13 protein-coding genes are annotated in these 15614 nt (G+C 63.4%); 8 read left to right on the top strand and 5 right to left on the bottom strand.

What is annotated here, in order from left to right:
• The first annotated feature begins 221 nt into the window (after nucleotides 1-221).
• The 5 genes from B0919_RS18610 (at nucleotide 222) to rny (ending at nucleotide 6159) form a co-directional block, all read left to right on the top strand.
• Nucleotides 222-845, top strand: a complete 624-nt coding sequence (locus B0919_RS18610; RefSeq protein WP_078013788.1) for a DUF1684 domain-containing protein — start codon at nucleotides 222-224, stop codon at nucleotides 843-845.
• A 164-nt stretch (nucleotides 846-1009) separates the two neighbouring features.
• A complete protein-coding gene (pheT, locus tag B0919_RS18605) occupies nucleotides 1010-3448 on the top strand; it encodes a phenylalanine--tRNA ligase subunit beta (RefSeq protein WP_078013787.1) in 2439 nt (812 codons plus the stop codon).
• Nucleotides 3449-3648: 200 nt separating this feature from the next.
• A complete protein-coding gene (locus tag B0919_RS18600; RefSeq protein WP_078013786.1) occupies nucleotides 3649-3945 on the top strand; it encodes a hypothetical protein in 297 nt (98 codons plus the stop codon).
• Nucleotides 3946-3987: 42 nt separating this feature from the next.
• The gene (locus B0919_RS18595) at nucleotides 3988-4278 is read left to right on the top strand and encodes a cell division protein ZapA (RefSeq protein WP_078013785.1); all 291 of its coding nucleotides are present in this window, start codon (nucleotides 3988-3990) and stop codon (nucleotides 4276-4278) included.
• 216 nt (nucleotides 4279-4494) lie between these two features.
• Nucleotides 4495-6159, top strand: a complete 1665-nt coding sequence (gene rny / locus B0919_RS18590; protein ID WP_078013784.1) for a ribonuclease Y — start codon at nucleotides 4495-4497, stop codon at nucleotides 6157-6159.
• 127 nt (nucleotides 6160-6286) lie between these two features.
• Here rny and B0919_RS18585 read toward each other — a convergent pair whose 3' ends face one another.
• From B0919_RS18585 to B0919_RS18575, 3 genes are all read right to left on the bottom strand, one after another.
• On the bottom strand, nucleotides 6287-7024 hold the full coding sequence (locus tag B0919_RS18585; RefSeq protein ID WP_078013783.1) for an SDR family oxidoreductase: 738 nt from the start codon (nucleotides 7022-7024) through the stop codon (nucleotides 6287-6289).
• Between the two features lie 274 nt (nucleotides 7025-7298).
• Nucleotides 7299-8135, bottom strand: a complete 837-nt coding sequence (locus tag B0919_RS18580; RefSeq protein ID WP_078013782.1) for a helix-turn-helix domain-containing protein — start codon at nucleotides 8133-8135, stop codon at nucleotides 7299-7301.
• 355 nt (nucleotides 8136-8490) lie between these two features.
• Entirely contained in the window at nucleotides 8491-9273 is a 783-nt protein-coding gene (locus B0919_RS18575; RefSeq protein ID WP_078013781.1) for a hypothetical protein, read from the bottom strand.
• A gap of 369 nt (nucleotides 9274-9642) precedes the next feature.
• Between B0919_RS18575 and B0919_RS18570 the strand changes: the two genes are divergently transcribed.
• Nucleotides 9643-10506: a hypothetical protein gene (locus tag B0919_RS18570; RefSeq protein ID WP_139362242.1), complete on the top strand. Its 864-nt coding sequence runs from the start codon at nucleotides 9643-9645 to the stop codon at nucleotides 10504-10506.
• Between the two features lie 67 nt (nucleotides 10507-10573).
• Here the strand turns inward: B0919_RS18570 and B0919_RS18565 are convergent, their stop codons facing one another.
• Nucleotides 10574-11974: a mercuric reductase gene (locus tag B0919_RS18565; protein WP_078013779.1), complete on the bottom strand. Its 1401-nt coding sequence runs from the start codon at nucleotides 11972-11974 to the stop codon at nucleotides 10574-10576.
• 77 nt (nucleotides 11975-12051) lie between these two features.
• Here B0919_RS18565 and B0919_RS18560 point away from each other — a divergent pair, with 77 nt between their 5' ends.
• A complete protein-coding gene (locus tag B0919_RS18560) occupies nucleotides 12052-12819 on the top strand; it encodes a hypothetical protein (RefSeq protein WP_176133121.1) in 768 nt (255 codons plus the stop codon).
• Nucleotides 12820-12909: 90 nt separating this feature from the next.
• Here the strand turns inward: B0919_RS18560 and sucD are convergent, their stop codons facing one another.
• Nucleotides 12910-13803, bottom strand: a complete 894-nt coding sequence (gene sucD / locus B0919_RS18555) for a succinate--CoA ligase subunit alpha (protein ID WP_078013777.1) — start codon at nucleotides 13801-13803, stop codon at nucleotides 12910-12912.
• A gap of 335 nt (nucleotides 13804-14138) precedes the next feature.
• Here sucD and B0919_RS18550 point away from each other — a divergent pair, with 335 nt between their 5' ends.
• Nucleotides 14139-15527 (top strand): erythromycin esterase family protein, encoded by a 1389-nt coding sequence (locus B0919_RS18550; RefSeq protein WP_078013776.1) that lies wholly within the window; start codon nucleotides 14139-14141, stop codon nucleotides 15525-15527.
• The last annotated feature ends 87 nt before the right edge of the window (nucleotides 15528-15614 follow it).

Here is a 15614-nt window from a genome sequence, read left to right as displayed (position 1 = left end):
CGTCTTCCCGCACCAAGGCCAAATACGGCGCCACAAACGCCCATTCCTCGTCCGTTACGTCGCTGGGGTAACCACTGCGCTGTGCCATCCCCCAAATTACGCCACCAGTCCATAACAGGCTCTAGCTGTCATTGCTTCGTCGTGCCTCCTCGCAGTGACGGCCAGCGCTGCCGCTGTCTGTTGCCATCAGCATACCGCTGCCGCCGTTCTACCTTTGCGGCATGAAGCTTTCCGCGCCCAAAATCCTGCTTGGCCTTGGCCTACTCATTGTCATCGGCTACGTGCTGTCCGACCTCGTCTTCAACGACGACCAATACGTGTACAAGCTCAAGCAGGAGCGCAAGCAGAAAAACGCCCAGTTCCGCTCGCACCGCGACTCGCCGCTGCCCGAGGAGCTGCACGAAAACTTTGACAGCCTGCGCTATTACTCTGCCGACCGCGCCTGGCGCGTGACAGCCCAGCTGGAGCGTTTGCCCGCCGGCGACACCATCAGCCTGCCCCTCACCGAGGGCAGCGCCGATAAGTACACCCGCTTTGCCCGCGCCACCTTCCAGTGGCAGGGCCAGCCGCAGACCCTGACACTACTCAAACGCGCCAGCAAAACCGACCCGACTTTGTTTGTACCCTTCACCGACAAAACCAACGGCCTCGGCAGCTACGGCGGCGGCCGCTACCTCGACGTGGAAACGCCCGGCGACAACGACAAGCAAGTCGTACTCGACTTCAACCGCAGCTACAACCCGTACTGTGCCTACGGCGGCAACTTCTCCTGCCCCATGCCGCCCAAGGAAAACCGGCTGACCATCGAAGTGCCGGTGGGAGAGAAGAGCTACAAGGAAGAATAGCCAGCCGAAGCGCCGCTCATCGCCGCTCATAAAGGCACTGCCGAACCAGCCGCATGTTACATCGTGGCTGCCGCTTCGCCCGCGGCAGCCAACCGCTTACCTTTGCCGTTCCGCTGTCGCAGTTAGCCCCGCGTCTGACAACCGACAACTGACACCTGACAACTATGAAGATTTCCCTCGACTGGCTCCGCACGCTCTTCCCCACCGATAAAACGCCCGCCGAAATTTCGGCCCTGCTCACCAGCTCCGGCCTCGAAGTAGAAGGCCTGGAAGAGCTGGAAAGCGTGCCCGGCGGCCTGCAGGGCGTGGTACTGGGTACGGTGCTCACCCGCGACAAGCACCCTGACGCCGACAAGCTGAGCGTGACGACGGTGGACGTGGGCGACGGTACCATCCGCAACATCGTGTGCGGCGCGCCCAACGTGGCTGCCGGTCAGCGCGTGGTGGTGGCCCTGGAAGGCGCCATGCTGCACCCCTCGAGCGGGGAGCCGTTCAAAATTAAGAAGTCCAAGATTCGGGGCGCGGCTTCGGAAGGCATGCTCTGCGCCGAGGATGAAATTGGCCTGGGTCAGTCGCACGCCGGCATTATGGTGCTGGATACCGACCTGCCCAACGGCACGCCGGCCGCCAAGTACTTCGGCCTGACCTCGGACCACATCATCGAAATCGGCCTGACGCCCAACCGCGCCGACGCCGCCTCGCACTTCGGCGTGGCCCGCGACCTGCGCGCCCTGCTGCGCCAGCCCGTGCAGCTGCCCGACGTAAGCCACTTCCATGCTCCGAGCGAAGTACCGGCCGGCAATATCTCGGTGGAAATCGAGGATGCTGAAGGCTGCCCGCGCTACGCCGGCCTGCTGCTGGAAGGCGTGCAGGTAGGCCCCTCGCCTGAGTGGCTGCAGCGCCGCTTGCGCAGCATAGGCCTCTCGCCTATCAACAACGTGGTGGACGTGACCAACTTCATACTGCACGAGCTGGGCCAGCCCCTGCACGCTTTCGACGCCGACCAGATCGGCGGGCAAGGCATCCGGGTGCGCCGCGCCGGCGCAGGGGAGAAGCTGACCACGCTGGACGGTACTGAGCGCACGCTCAAGGCCGAAGACCTCGTCATTGCCGATGCCACGGGGCAGGCCCTGGCTTTGGCTGGCGTGTTCGGCGGCAAAACCTCGGGCGTGACCGAGGGAAGCACCCGCGTGTTTTTGGAAAGCGCCTACTTCGAGCCCGCCGTGGCCCGCAAAACCGCTCAGAACCACCAGCTCAAAACCGACGCCTCCTTCCGCTTCGAGCGCGGCACCGACCCACACATGGTGCCGCTGGCCCTGAAGCGTGCCGCCCTGCTGTTGCAGGAAGTGGCCGGCGCCCGCGTAGCCGCGCCGGTCGTGGATGTGTACCCGCGCCACATCGAGCACACGCCGGTGCGCCTGCTGCTGCCGCGGGTCGAGAAGCTCATCGGTCACTACATCGCGCCGGAGCGCATCCGCCAGATTCTCACCGACCTCGACATCCTCATCACCGAGGAAAGCGTGACCGAAACCGGCGCGGCCGAGTGGCTGGTTTCGGTGCCGCCGTACCGCGTGGACGTGACCCGCGAAGCCGACGTAGTGGAGGAAATTCTGCGCATCTACGGCTACGACCACGTGCCGCTGCGCACCTTCAACGCCGCCGCCTTCTTGGCGAAGTTCCCCTCGCCCGACCCCGAGCAGCTGCGCCGCGACGTGGCCCAGCTGCTCAGCGGCCAGGGCTACTCCGAAATCATCACGAACTCGCTGGTCAACTCCCGCTACTTCGAGACGCCCGAGCAGCCCGCCGCCGAGCTGGTGCGCGTGCTCAACTACAACTCGGCCGACCTCGACGTGATGCGCCCCACGCTGCTGCACTCGGGTCTGGAAATCGTCCGCTACAACGTCAACCGCCGCCAGCGCGACCTGAAGCTCTACGAGTTCGGCCGCAGCTACCAGCGCCAGGACGATGGCAGCTACAAGGAGCGGCCCACGCTGGCCATCTACCTGACCGGCAACGTGCAGGCCGAAAGCTGGCAGCAGAAGGACGAGAAAACCGCCTACCACCACCTCGCGGGCGCCGTGCTGCAGGTGCTGCGCAGCCTGGGCTTCACGCCCTCGGGCCAGCAGCCGGTGCAGCACCAGTACCTGAACGGTGGCCTGACACTGCTGCTGAACAACCAGCCCGTCGTGCACCTCGGCAGCGTCTCGCCGAAAGTGCTCAAGCAGATGGACATCAGCCAGCCGGTGTGGTACGCCGAGCTGGACTGGCAATGGCTGCTGCGCAAGTACCGCGGCACGCTCACCGCTCAGGAGCTGCCCAAGTTCCCGGAGGTCCGCCGCGACCTGTCGCTGGTAGTCGACCAGGCCGTGACCTTCGACCAGCTACGCCAGATTGCCACCAAGGCCGAACGCAAGCTGCTGCGCGAGGTGAACGTATTCGACGTGTATCAGGGCGAAAACCTGGGTGCGGGCAAGAAGTCCTACTCGCTGAGCTTCCTGCTCCAGGACCCGACGCAGACGCTCACCGACCAGGCCATCGACCAGGTAATGCAGAAGCTCATGGCCCAGTTCGAGCAGCAGGCCGGCGCTGTCATTCGCAAGTAAGGATGCGTACCAGCGTCTCAACCGGCCGGTAGCACCGCCCTGTTCTTGCAGGAAACGGATTTCTACCTGGCGTGGGGAGGCCCACGTATGCGGCTCTACATTCGAGGAGTACCAAACCCTGCCGGGCCTGCCAAGGCTTGGCAGGGTTTTTCGCTTCCGCGCCGCGCATTTCGTTAATTTGCCCGACAATTTCCCTGATTATGGCCTCACCGCAGCAGCTTGCCCAACTGGACCGCATGGAGCGGCAGGTAACCACATTAGTGGCTGCCTATCAGCAGGTGCGCGAGGAGCTGGCCGATGCCCACACCACCATTCAGCAGCTACAGGCTGAACTGCGGGACCGGGAACGGCAGCTACGGGAGCACCAGAACCAGGAAAATATTGTTAAACTTGCTAACACCATAGCCGCCGAACCGGCTACCGCAACCGAGCTGAAACAACGTCTCAACGAATACATCCGCGAACTAGATAAGTGCCTTGCCTATTTGAGGGAGTAGCCTGACCACCACACCGACCCACCCGACAAGCCTCGCCCGACCGTGACCGAACTATCCATCAAAATCCGCATTGCCGACCGTGACTACCCGCTGCGGGTGTCGCCGCAGGAAGAGGAGCGCCTCCGCCTGGCGGGCCGCTTGCTCAACGAGCGGATCAAGGAATTTCGCGAGCAATACGGCATCCAGGACAAACAGGACCTGCTGGCCATGATTGCGTTGACCACTTTGGCCGACCGCATGAAAGCCTCCAAGGAAAAGGACGGTACCGACGCCGCGCTGACCGAACGCCTCGCCAGGCTCGACCAGCTGCTCTCGTCGGTGGTACTCGCCTGAAAATAGATGGTACTAGGTATCGGGTATTAAGTATTAAGACCAGTGGACGATACGAGTGTTGGCAGGGCCAACCGTCCGACTAGCTAATACCAACCACCCAATACTGCTGAATGGACCTTTGGGCAGACGGCCCGGTCCGGAAACCTGCCGTTGCGGCAGCTTAGAGTCGACGCAGGCTATGGTGCTTGTTCCATCCCCCCTCAACATCACCATACCATGCCCGAAATAATATACATCGTGCTGGCCGCTGTGGTCGCCCTCGTCGCGGGCTTCCTCATAGGCCGGCAGGTGGCCGGAAAAGCCCGGCAGGACGTCGAAGCGCAGGCCCAAGGGCGCGCCGCCGAAATCTTGCAGGAGGCCGAGGCCAAGGCCAACCGCATCCGCGAGGAGCGCATTCAGCAGGCCAAAGACAAAGCCCGTCAGGTTCGTAACGAATCGGAGCAGGAAATCCGTCGCCTCCGCCAGGACGCCGACCAGGACCTGGCGCAGCGCCGCGAAGTAGTGGTGCAGCAGGAAGCCAGCGTGAAGCAGCTTACCCAGGCCTCGCAGCGCCAGCTGGAGCAGGTGCAGCGCAAGGAAAAGGAACTGGACGTGCTGCGCGAGAAGGTATCCAACGAAGCCCAGCGCCAGCAGGAGAAGTTTGAAGCCCAGGAAGAGAAGCGCCGCCTGCACCACGAGCAGCTGGCCTCCCAGTTGCGCGAAGACCAGGAAGCCGCCGAAGCCCTGCGCCACCAGCTGCAGCTGCAGCTCGAAGCCATTGCTGGCCTCACCGCCGCTGAAGCCCGCGAGCAACTCGTAGAGTCGCTGAAGAACGAAGCCCAGATTCAGGCCTCGTCCTACATCAAAGACACCGTGGCCCAGGCCCGCCTCACGGCCACCAAGGACGCCAAGAAAGTGGTGCTGGAAACCATTCAGCGCACCGCCGCCGAGCACGCCATCGAGAACTGCGTGTCGGTGTTTAACATCGAATCTGACGACGTCAAGGGCAAAATTATCGGCCGCGAAGGGCGCAACATCCGCGCCCTGGAAGCCGCTACCGGCGTCGAAATCATCGTGGATGACACGCCCGAGGCCATCATCATCTCGGGCTTCGACCCGGTGCGCCGCGAAATTGCCCGCCTCTCTCTGCACCTGCTGGTGAAGGATGGCCGCATTCACCCGGCCCGCATCGAGGAAATCGTGGCCAAGACGCGCAAGAACATCGAGGAGGAAATCGTCGAAATCGGCGAGCGGACTATTGTTGACCTCGGCATCCACGGCCTGCACCCCGAGCTGATCAAGATGGTGGGCCGTATGCGCTTCCGCTCCTCGTACGGGCAGAACCTGCTGCAGCACTCCCGCGAAGTGGCCAACCTCTGCGCCACCATGGCCGCCGAGCTGGGCCTGAACGTGAAGCACGCCAAGCGCGCCGGCCTGCTGCACGACATCGGCAAGGTCAGCGCCGAAGAGCCCGAGCTGCCCCACGCCATCCTAGGCATGGAGCTGGCCAAGAAGTACAAGGAGCACCCGGACGTGGTCAACGCCATCGGCGCCCACCACGACGAGATGGAAATGACGGCCCTGATTTCGCCCATCATCCAAGCCTGCGACGCCATCAGCGGCTCGCGCCCCGGCGCCCGCCGCGAGATGATGGAAAGCTACATCAAGCGCCTGAAGCAACTGGAAGAAACGGCCAACGCCTTCAAGGGCGTGAACCAGTGCTACGCCATTCAGGCCGGCCGCGAGCTGCGCGTCATCGTGGATGCCGACAACGTGACCGACGACCGCGCCCAGGAGCTGTCCAGCGAGATTTCGCAGAAAATCGAGAAGGAAATGCAGTACCCCGGCCAGATCAAGGTGACGGTGATTCGCGAAATGCGCGCCGTGGCCTACGCCAAGTAGGCCAGCAGCAGCTAATAAGCAAGCCGGCCCGCCGCAACAGCTGTTGCGGCGGGCCGGCTTCGTTATGAGTAGGCCGCCGAGTCACCGACTTCGCGGTCCGCGCCGTGAGGCTACTCGCTCCGGCTGCTCACCACGGACACGTGGCCGGCGCGGGGAAGTATTCTTCGCTGAAAAACTTGCCGGTGGGCCCATCTGCAGCAAGCAGCGCGTACTTCACGATGCGCTGCCCGGCCTCCGCGGCCGTGCTGCTGCCCTGGTGGCCCGTAAAGTCGGTTTGGGTATAACCTGGGCACACCGCGTTGACTTTGAAGGCGGTGCCACGCAGGGCGTGGGCCAGGTGGATGGTGTACATGTTCAGGGCTGCTTTCGAGGATTGATACACCGGCAGCCGGTACGCAAACTGCTCATTGTCCAGGTCGGCGTACGAGGTCAGCGACGCCATGGCGGTGGTTACGTTGACGATGCGCGGCTGCGGTGCCTTTTCCAGCAAGTCGATGAACGCCTGGGTCACCCCGGCCACCCCGAACAAGTTGGTTTCAAACACGGCCCGGAACTGCTCGGGCGTAGCATGCAGGGCCGATTGGGCTGCCCCGCCGGAAATACCGGCGTTGTTGACCAATACATCCAACACCGGCGTTTTTTCGCCAATCGTAGCGCGGGCGGCCCGGATGGAGTCGGGGCGCGTAACGTCCAGTTGAATAACTTCGAGGTTCGTGAGTCCGAGGGCGTTGAGTTGCCAGACCGCGGCCTGTCCGTTTTCCAGGTTGCGGCTGCCGAGGTACACGAAAAACCCCTGTTGGGCGAGTTGTTTGGCGACTTCCAGGCCAATGCCCTTGTTGGCGCCGGTGACCAATGCTGATTTCATGTGCAGAACGATGTGTGAATGAGAGAAATAGTCGGGATGCCGCTTCCGGGCGGCTATTGACCCAGGGGTATAGCCGTAGCGGTGAAGCACGTGGCGGTGCCCCGGTGAAGTGTTTGTGAGAAATGGTGTGGGTCAGTTAGGGAAGGCCTGACTGACCGATGTGCCTTTCCGTGGAGGCGAGTGTCGCGGCGGTCGGGAAGTTGGCAACCTGCTGAGCGGTGCCTGCCAGGCCGCTGGTGCCCGCCACGAGTTTTGCCGTAGCTGTCTGGTCGGCTTAGCTGACTGCCGGCCGCCTGCCATCCCCTTGCTTGACCAGGGCGGTAGGAGGGTAGCCAAAGTGCTTTTTGAACGCGTACGAGAAGTGCGCCAGGTTCTCAAAGCCTACTTCCAGGTACAACTCCACGGGCTTCCTTTTCTTCTCTGCCAGTTGGTAATGAGCCAGCGCCAAACGCTTCTGCGTGAGCCAGCGCTGTGGGCTCAGCTGAAAGGCTTTGTTAAAATCGCGCTTGAAGGTGGTGAGGCTGCGGCCCGTCAGGTAGCTAAACGTGGCCAAGGGGAGGTTGAACCTGTAGTTCGCCTCCATGAACTCGACCAGGTTTACTTTTCCGGGCTCCGCGAAATCGGCCAACACCCCGTCGCTGGTCGGGTCGAGGCTGCGCAGGATTTCTATGGTCTCCGCGACCTTACCGGCCAGGAGCCTTTCCGGCAACTGCTGCTGCAACTCCAGGTAAGGCAGCAGCGAGGCGAAAAGGCTCTGCAGCAGCGGGCTTTTCGGAAACAGCAGGGGGCCATGGACTCCAGGCCCGACGGGTGCCGGGGTAGTTTCCACGTAATAGGTCCGGACGAGGGCCGTGGGCAGCTTCAGGACTACGGCCTGATAGGCGACGCCGTCTTTCGGCGACTTAACTAAGGTCGCGGGCTGCTTTCGGGGTAGCAGCAGCGTGTCACCCACGGCGCAACAGAGCGTGCGGTCGGCCTGCACCACTTTCAACTCGCCGGCGAGTACGCCCACCAGAACGTTATCCTCGAAGGTCAACTCCCCTCCGTAGCGCTGGTCGCCGCTACAGACGACCACCATGTCCGCGTAGCGGTTTAGTTGCTTGATGGGCATAAGGGAAAGGGGTTAGCGGCGTTGCGTGGCGGCGTGCAGTGCGTCTGCTGACAGTACAAAAGTAGACGGCCCGCAACCGAGGCACTTTGTTCAAAAGGCCAAATATGCTTTGCTCAGCAGCCCACTTAAGATCTGTGGACAGTAAACGAAAGCACGTCCTGCTGAGTCCTGCTGAAGCACCTCTACCACGTCGTCCGGCTCCCCCTCTCCTTTTCGGAGAGGGGGCCGGGGGAGGCGCAATGTCTGCGCGCAAAATGCTTCGACAAGCGGACGCCAGATGAGCATGACGTGCTAACTTTTTAGACAACAGAGCCTGGGCACGAGCAAGCTGGCCCGCGCTACATAGTGTTGCGGCTTAGTCCACGTCGGCACAATCGGTGCGCTCGACTTTCGTAAACAGCTTATCAAAGGCCAGGCTGGGCTGCTGCTGATCGTACACGTCGCCGTACTTCTTCATGCCGTTGACGCAGTTCCACCACCCGTACTTCATGAGTTCCAGGCGGGCGTACTGGAGGCGCTCGGGCGAGTGATTCTGCTGCTGAAACTCGGCTTCCAGGCTGGCCGGGACGCTATTATGCGTCTTTTGCTCGTCGACCAACCGCCGCCAGGCCCGAACCAGCACGGCGGTATCCGGAGAGGCCAGCACCTGAGCATAGGCTTGGCAGGCCGGAGCAGAGGAGGCCCCGACCAGAACACCAGGCGTGACGTGCCCCTGGAAGGTCAGCCGGGTTAGCCGGTAGCTTTCTTCCAGCTCCAGCACCCGCAGCTGCTGAAGCTTACGCCAGTAAGCCTGCGGTACTACCTGCAAGGCCCGTAGCTCGGCTAGGCGCTGCGCATACTCCTGGTCCAGCTGGCTGATGCGCTGGGCAATGGTGTCCGGCTGCATCTCGGCCAGGTGCCAGATGTCCCTGGTTTCGGCGATGCCCGGGTAGTTAATCAGCTTGTGCGTGTCGCGTAGCTGCTGCTGGGTGTACTGGCCGGGCGCGAAGTAGCCCTTGTTCAGGCAGACTTCGTCTTCCCAGGTAAAGCTGGGGCGGCGGACGGAATCAGGTAAGGCAGCGGGCGCGGGCTTGGGGGCCGAAGGGGCCGCGGCGGTTTGCTCGGCGGGGCTTTCGGGGTTGCTACAAGCCGCGGCCAAAAGCAGGAGGAGCGGAAGGCGGGAGCAAAGCTGTTTCAAGCAGAAAGAGGTCAAGTACCCGGCGGGTAAGCCAATAAAACTGCCTGCAAGCAACACAAAAGCCGACGAAGCCTCGGCTGTCCTGGCGTCGGCGGTTTCTCAGGCCGATTCCAGCTATGCTAGCGCCGGAGCCAGCTGCCAAAGATTCGTAAAGTCAGCAACGGCCGGGTTTGGGTATGTAGGGATACGAATAATTGACGCCAGAAAGCAAGTTGAGAGCTACAGTGCGCGTCCAGTCGGCTTATCTGTAAAGTCTGATTGAGCCCAAGAATGCGGCTGCTGCCGGCAAAGCCTGCGCGTACATTGCCCCGGTTATCACTTCTCCGACCTATGAAACTCCACGCTACCGTCTTACTATCCCTGGGTGCTGCTGGCTTACTGAGCGCCTGCAACGAATCCGCTTACTACCCGGTGCATCCGACCATTCCAATGGTATCGGAGGTTAAGCAAACCGAAGTCAGCGCGGGCATCGACCAAAACGGCTTTGGCTACGCCAGGGCCTCGGCCGCGCCGCTGAAACACCTGCTGCTCACAGGCACCGCCAGCGGGCGGTTTTGGGGGCCGGCGCAGCTACGGCCGCAGCGCAACGACGAGCGGAACCAGCACCAGTGGGAAGCCGGTCTGGGTACCTTCACCCAGTTGTCGCCCAACACTACCATCGGCCTGCTCGGCGGCTACGGGCAGGGCCGCAGCGAGTACCAGCGGTTCCAGTCCAGTTTGCTTTCCTCCATATGGGGCAACACCAGCCGGGAGTACCGCCGCTACGAAACCGCCACCAGCCATTGGTACGGGCAGGCTTACCTGGTGACCAACCTGACGCCTCTCACCGCGGCCGTGCAGTTCCGCCTCGGCGCCGCCTACCGCCTCAGCCTGGTCAATTACCGCCAGTTCAGCAATCAGCAATACCTGTACTACCCGGACAATACCAGCTACGTGCAGGACGCTGCGCACTACGAAGTGCCCAATGTGCTCTGGCACAGCGTGTCGAGTACGGCGGAAGTGCGCCTCAAGTCCTGGCCGGCCGTGGGGTTGCAAGCCAGTCTGGGCGCAGCCGTGCCCCAGCGGACCAGCCAAGCCGACAACGCCGACCAGAGCGGGTACAGAAGCGAGGTCAGCGGCCGCAGCACTTGGGGCCACACTAGCATTGGCGTGACGCTGAACCCGCACTACCTGCTGCGGCGCAAAGCGCAGTAAGCCCGATGCCGTGCCGGAGCCGCGCCAAGAACATCTTGGCCTCTGCCCAGCACCCTGGCCGCTCTGGCTAACCGGCCTGCAGCCTGGCAAACACGTTGTTGAGCGCCTCAGCCCAGGAGGGGTGGGCCAGCACCATGTCCTGCAGCTGCTGGTATTTCAGGCGCCCAGTCATGGCAATCTGTAGCATCGACATGATTTCGCCACCCTGCGCGCTGAGCACGGCCGCGCCCAGCAGCCGGTCGTCGGCGCCCACGAGCACCTTGATAAAGCCCGCTGGCTGGTTGGTTTCGCGGGCCCGCCCGATGTGGTGCACCAGCAGGTTGCCCACGCGGTAAGCCACGCCCTGCTTCCTGGCCTCCGTTTCCGACAACCCCACGCGGCCCAGCTGCGGCTCCGTAAACACCACGTAGGGCACTGGGCGCTGCCGGGTGGTGCGCGTGCGGCCGTGCAGCAACTGGTCGCGCACGATGCGGTAATCGTCGTAGCTGATGTGCGTAAACTGCGGCCCGCCCTTCACGTCGCCCAGCGCGTACACGCCGCGCACGCCCGTGCGCAGCCGATCATCTACCCGGATGTAGCCCCGCTCGTCGGTCCCGATGCCGGCGGCGGTTAGGTTGAGCGTGTCGGTATTGGGCCGGCGGCCGGTGGCAATGAGCAGGTGCGAGCCGCGCAGCCGGCGCGTGCCCCCGCGGGCTTCGACCGTGACGGTCAGCCCACCGTCGGAACCGCGCGCGACGCGCCTTGCCTGGGCCCCGAGCACGAACTCGATGCCCTCGCCGGCCAACAGCTCCTGCAGGGCCGTGCGCACGTCGGGGTCTTCGCGGTCGAGGATGTGGGCATCGGTTTCCACGATGGTGACGCGGCTGCCGAAGCGTCGGTACATCTGCCCGAATTCCAGCCCGATGTAGCTGCCACCGAGGATAATCAGGTGCTCGGGCAGCTCGGGCAGGTCCAGCAGGTCTTCGTTGGTGAGGGCGCCGGCATCGGGCAGGCCTTCGATGTCGGGCCAGGCGGGGCGGGTGCCCGTGTTGATGAAGATGAGCGGCGCGGTCAGCGTCTGGGCCTCCACGCCCTGCTGCGGGGTAAACATCAGCCGACGCGGACCCACAAACGCGGCGTGCCCGTGCAGCACGGTAATGCCCGGGTGCTCCTGCGTCAGATTCTTCCGGATGCCTTCGCGGTGCTGCTGCACCAGAGCGTCCTTGCGGGCCATAACGGCCGGCATATCTACCACCGGCGGTGCGGCTTGCAGGCCTAGCTCGGCCGCCGTCCGGATGGCGTGGACCCGGTGCGCGGCCGTGAGCAGCGTTTTGGTAGGCGAGCAGCCGTAGTTGATGCACGAGCCGCCGAGGTGGCGTTGCTCGATCAGGGCCACGCAGCGGCCCGCATCGGCCAGGGCATAGGCCAGCGGATTGCCGGCTTGGCCCGAGCCAATGATAATAGCGTCAAAGCGCTTGGATTCAGCCATATTGTAACGCGGTGGCACCGTTGCGGCTGGGCCCAAAAGGCCCGGTGCTCCGCCACCTCTACAACGAAACGCCGCTTTTGGCGTTGCTTACGCACACCAATCCTCATGCCGTGACCCTGCGCCTGCTGTTGTTTTTGGGAGCTTCGTCGCTGTTGAGCAGCTGCGCCTCCGTCTATTTTCCGCCGCCCGCCGCCGCGCCCATGCTCACGCAGAAGGGCGAATTCAGCGGCGGCCTGCACACCAACTGGAAAGCCAACGTTTCGGCCCAGGGCGCCTACGCCGTGGGGGAGCACGTGGGCCTGATCGGCACCGCCTCCTTTCTGCACACCGACGGCAAGCGCAACATCTTCGACCAGGACTTCGGCGAGCTGGGCGTGGGCTACCACACCCGCTTCGGCCAGGACGAGAGCCGCATCCTGGAAGTATACGCCGGTGGCGGTTTCGGTAGCGGCAAGCGTACGGAGCGCACCCGCGCCGGTGAAGTCACCAAGACGGTGCAGGCGCGCATGGAGAAGTACTTCGCGCAGGTGAACTACACCAAGAAGGACCGCGACGCTTTCAATTTCCTGGGCCGCACCTGGGAGTTTCGCTACGGGGCCGCCATGCGCCTGAGCTACGTCAACACCCCCGAGCTAATGCTGAACGGGCAGCGCATCCCCGGCGAGGACAACATCTTCTTCGAGCCCGTCACCTACACCCGCATCGGCCTGATCGGCCCGCTCAAGTTCCAATCCATGAGCGGCTGGAATTTCGGCCTGAAAAACCGCAAGTACCTTACCGCCGGCAACTCCGTGTTCAGCCTAGGGCTGATTATTAACGTGGGCGGCGACGGGCGCGGGGAGTAGGACGGAACCTACCTTCAACGCCATGGCAAATGCAAAAAGCCCCGGCCTGTTCAGGCCGGGGCTTTTTGCATTTGTAAGCAGTCAGCAGACTTAAGCGCCTACCTTCTCGCCGTTGAGCACGCGCAGCATCGTGTCGCCGATTTCGGCCGGCGAATCCACCACGTGGATGCCGCACTCGCGCATGATGGCCATCTTGGCAGCAGCCGTGTCGTCGGCGCCGCCTACGATGGCACCGGCGTGGCCCATACGGCGGCCGGGAGGCGCTGTCTGGCCGGCGATGAAGCCTACCACGGGTTTCTTGTTGCCGGTTTCCTTGATCCAGCGCGCCGCTTCGGCTTCCATGCCGCCGCCGATTTCGCCGATCATCACGATGCCCTCGGTTTCGGGGTCGTTCATGAGCAGCTCCACGGCTTCCTTGGTGGTGGTGCCGATGATGGGGTCACCGCCGATGCCGATGGCCGTGGTCTGGCCCAGGCCGGCCTTGGTCAGCTGGTCTACGGCTTCGTAGGTCAGCGTGCCCGATTTCGACACGATGCCGATTTTGCCTTTCGAGAAGATAAAGCCAGGCATGATGCCCACTTTGCACTCACCGGCCGTCATCACGCCGGGGCAGTTCGGGCCGATCATGCGCAGGCCTTCGCGGCCCTTCAGGTACTCCTTCACCGCAATCATGTCCTTGGTCGGGATGCCTTCGGTGATGGTCACGATAACCTTAATGCCCGCGTCGGCAGCCTCCATGATGGCGTCGGCGGCGAAAGCCGGGGGCACGAAGATGATCGAGGTGTCGGCGCCGGCTTCGCGCACGGCATCGGCTACGGTGTTGAAGACGGGCCGGCCCAGGTGCTGCTGGCCGCCCTTGCCGGGCGTTACGCCGCCTACCACGTTGGTGCCGTAGTCTATCATCTGCTGGGCGTGGAACGAGCCTTCGGAGCCCGTGAAGCCCTGCACAATCACTTTCGAGTCCTTATTGACCAGTACGCTCATGTGGGAAGGTGAGTGAAGATAATTCAGTGGAAAAGTCCGCCTACGGCGAACCGGCGCAAAGGTAGGCTTTTCGGGCGGCGGGGCAAGACTCGGCACCCATAGGGCCAAAGGCAAGCGGCACAATCGTCTCGGCCCGGCTGCCGAAGACCCGCTGCCAGCCTTCGGCAGCCGGGTAGGCTGACTGAAGCTCAGGTAGCTGGCGGGCAAAAAGTACGTAACGACTAACACGTAATTTTTTCCGCCGCCGCATTATTCGTTTCGCCGGCGCAAATGATTTCCCGGCCACACCGTAAGACCAGCTGGTTGCCGCATGCCACTTTCAACGCCCGTGCTCTATGAAATGCTTGCGCCTGGCCTTGCTGCTGAGTGTATGCGGCTGGCTGCTCGGCTCCTGCGCCGACGATAAAGACGATAAGGTGGAGCCCGCGTCGGTTACCCTGCCCACGCAGGGCGTGTACCCACTAAGCCAGTCGGCCGACCTTGATGTATTGCTGAATCAGGTGGGCAATGCCCGCTACGTGCTCATCGGCGAAGCCTCGCACGGCACGGCGGAGTTTTACGAATGGCGGGCCGCCATTTCGCGGCGGCTGATTCAGGAAAAAGGCTTTTCGGCGGTGGCCGTAGAAGGCGACTGGCCCGATCTGTACCAGGTGAACCGCTACGTAAAGGGCGCCGCCAACGGTGCCTCGGCGGAGGAAGTGCTGGGCCGCTTCCGCCGCTGGCCCACGTGGCTCTGGGCCAACCGCCCCGTGGCCGATTTTGCCGAGTGGCTGCGCATCTACAACGGTACCCGCCCCGCTACCTCGACCAAAATAGGCTTGTACGGCCTCGACGTGTACGGCCTCTGGGATACGCTGGAAGCCTTGCAGCGCGACTTCCCCGAAGCCAACCAAACCACGCGCGACGCCATCAGCAACGCGCTGGCCTGCCTGGAGCCCTACGAGCACGACGAGCAGTACTACGGCCTGGCCGCTACGCAGCGCACCGCGTGCACCGCCGCCGTAGCCGACGTGCTTACGGCCGTGCAGGCGCAAGTAAATGCTATGCCGGCTGGTAATGAGCAGGCCCTGAATGCCCTGCAGAATGCCCAGACCGCCGTGGATGCCGAACGGTACTACCGCTCGGCAGCGCGCAATGGCACCGAATCGTGGAACCTGCGCGACCAGCACATGATGGCCACCATCGACCGGCTGGCAAGCTTCCATGGCCCCGCAAGCAAAATCATCGTGTGGGCGCACAACACCCACGTGGGCGACGCCCGCTACACCACCATGGCGCAGTCGGGGATGCTCAACGTGGGCCAGCTGGCCCGCCAGCAGCACGCCACAGAAGGCGTAGTGCTGGTCGGGTTTGGCTCGTACGCGGGCTCGGTGGTGGCCGCGCCGCGCTGGGGCGGCCCGCTGGTGAATATGAGCCTGCCCGCCGCCCGCGCCAATTCTTGGGAAGCGCTGATGCACCAGCAGCTGGGCGGCAACAAAGTATTGCTGCTGCCGGAGTGGCGCCGCAACGAGGCATTGACGGCCCGCCGCGGCCACCGGGCCATCGGGGTGGAGTACAACCCGCAGGAGGAGGCAGGCAACTACGTGCCCACCGACCTGCCCAACCGCTACGACGCCTTCCTCTTCATCGACCAGACGCACGCCCTCACACCACTGTCGACCGACCCGGGTGAGCTGCGCGGTACGCCCCCCGCAGCGGCTACGCAGGCCCTGCGCAACTTCTAGCCGCGGGTGCCGGCGCGGTGGCAGGAAAAGCGGTGGCGTGAACGAAGGAGACGGTGCCGGGTGTTGGGAGCGGAAACGCGAATGGAG

Source organism: Hymenobacter sp. CRA2 (assembly GCF_002007105.1).
In the GTDB taxonomy this organism is placed as follows: Bacteria; Bacteroidota; Bacteroidia; order Cytophagales; family Hymenobacteraceae; genus Solirubrum.
This window is presented reverse-complemented; position numbering and strand designations above follow the sequence as displayed.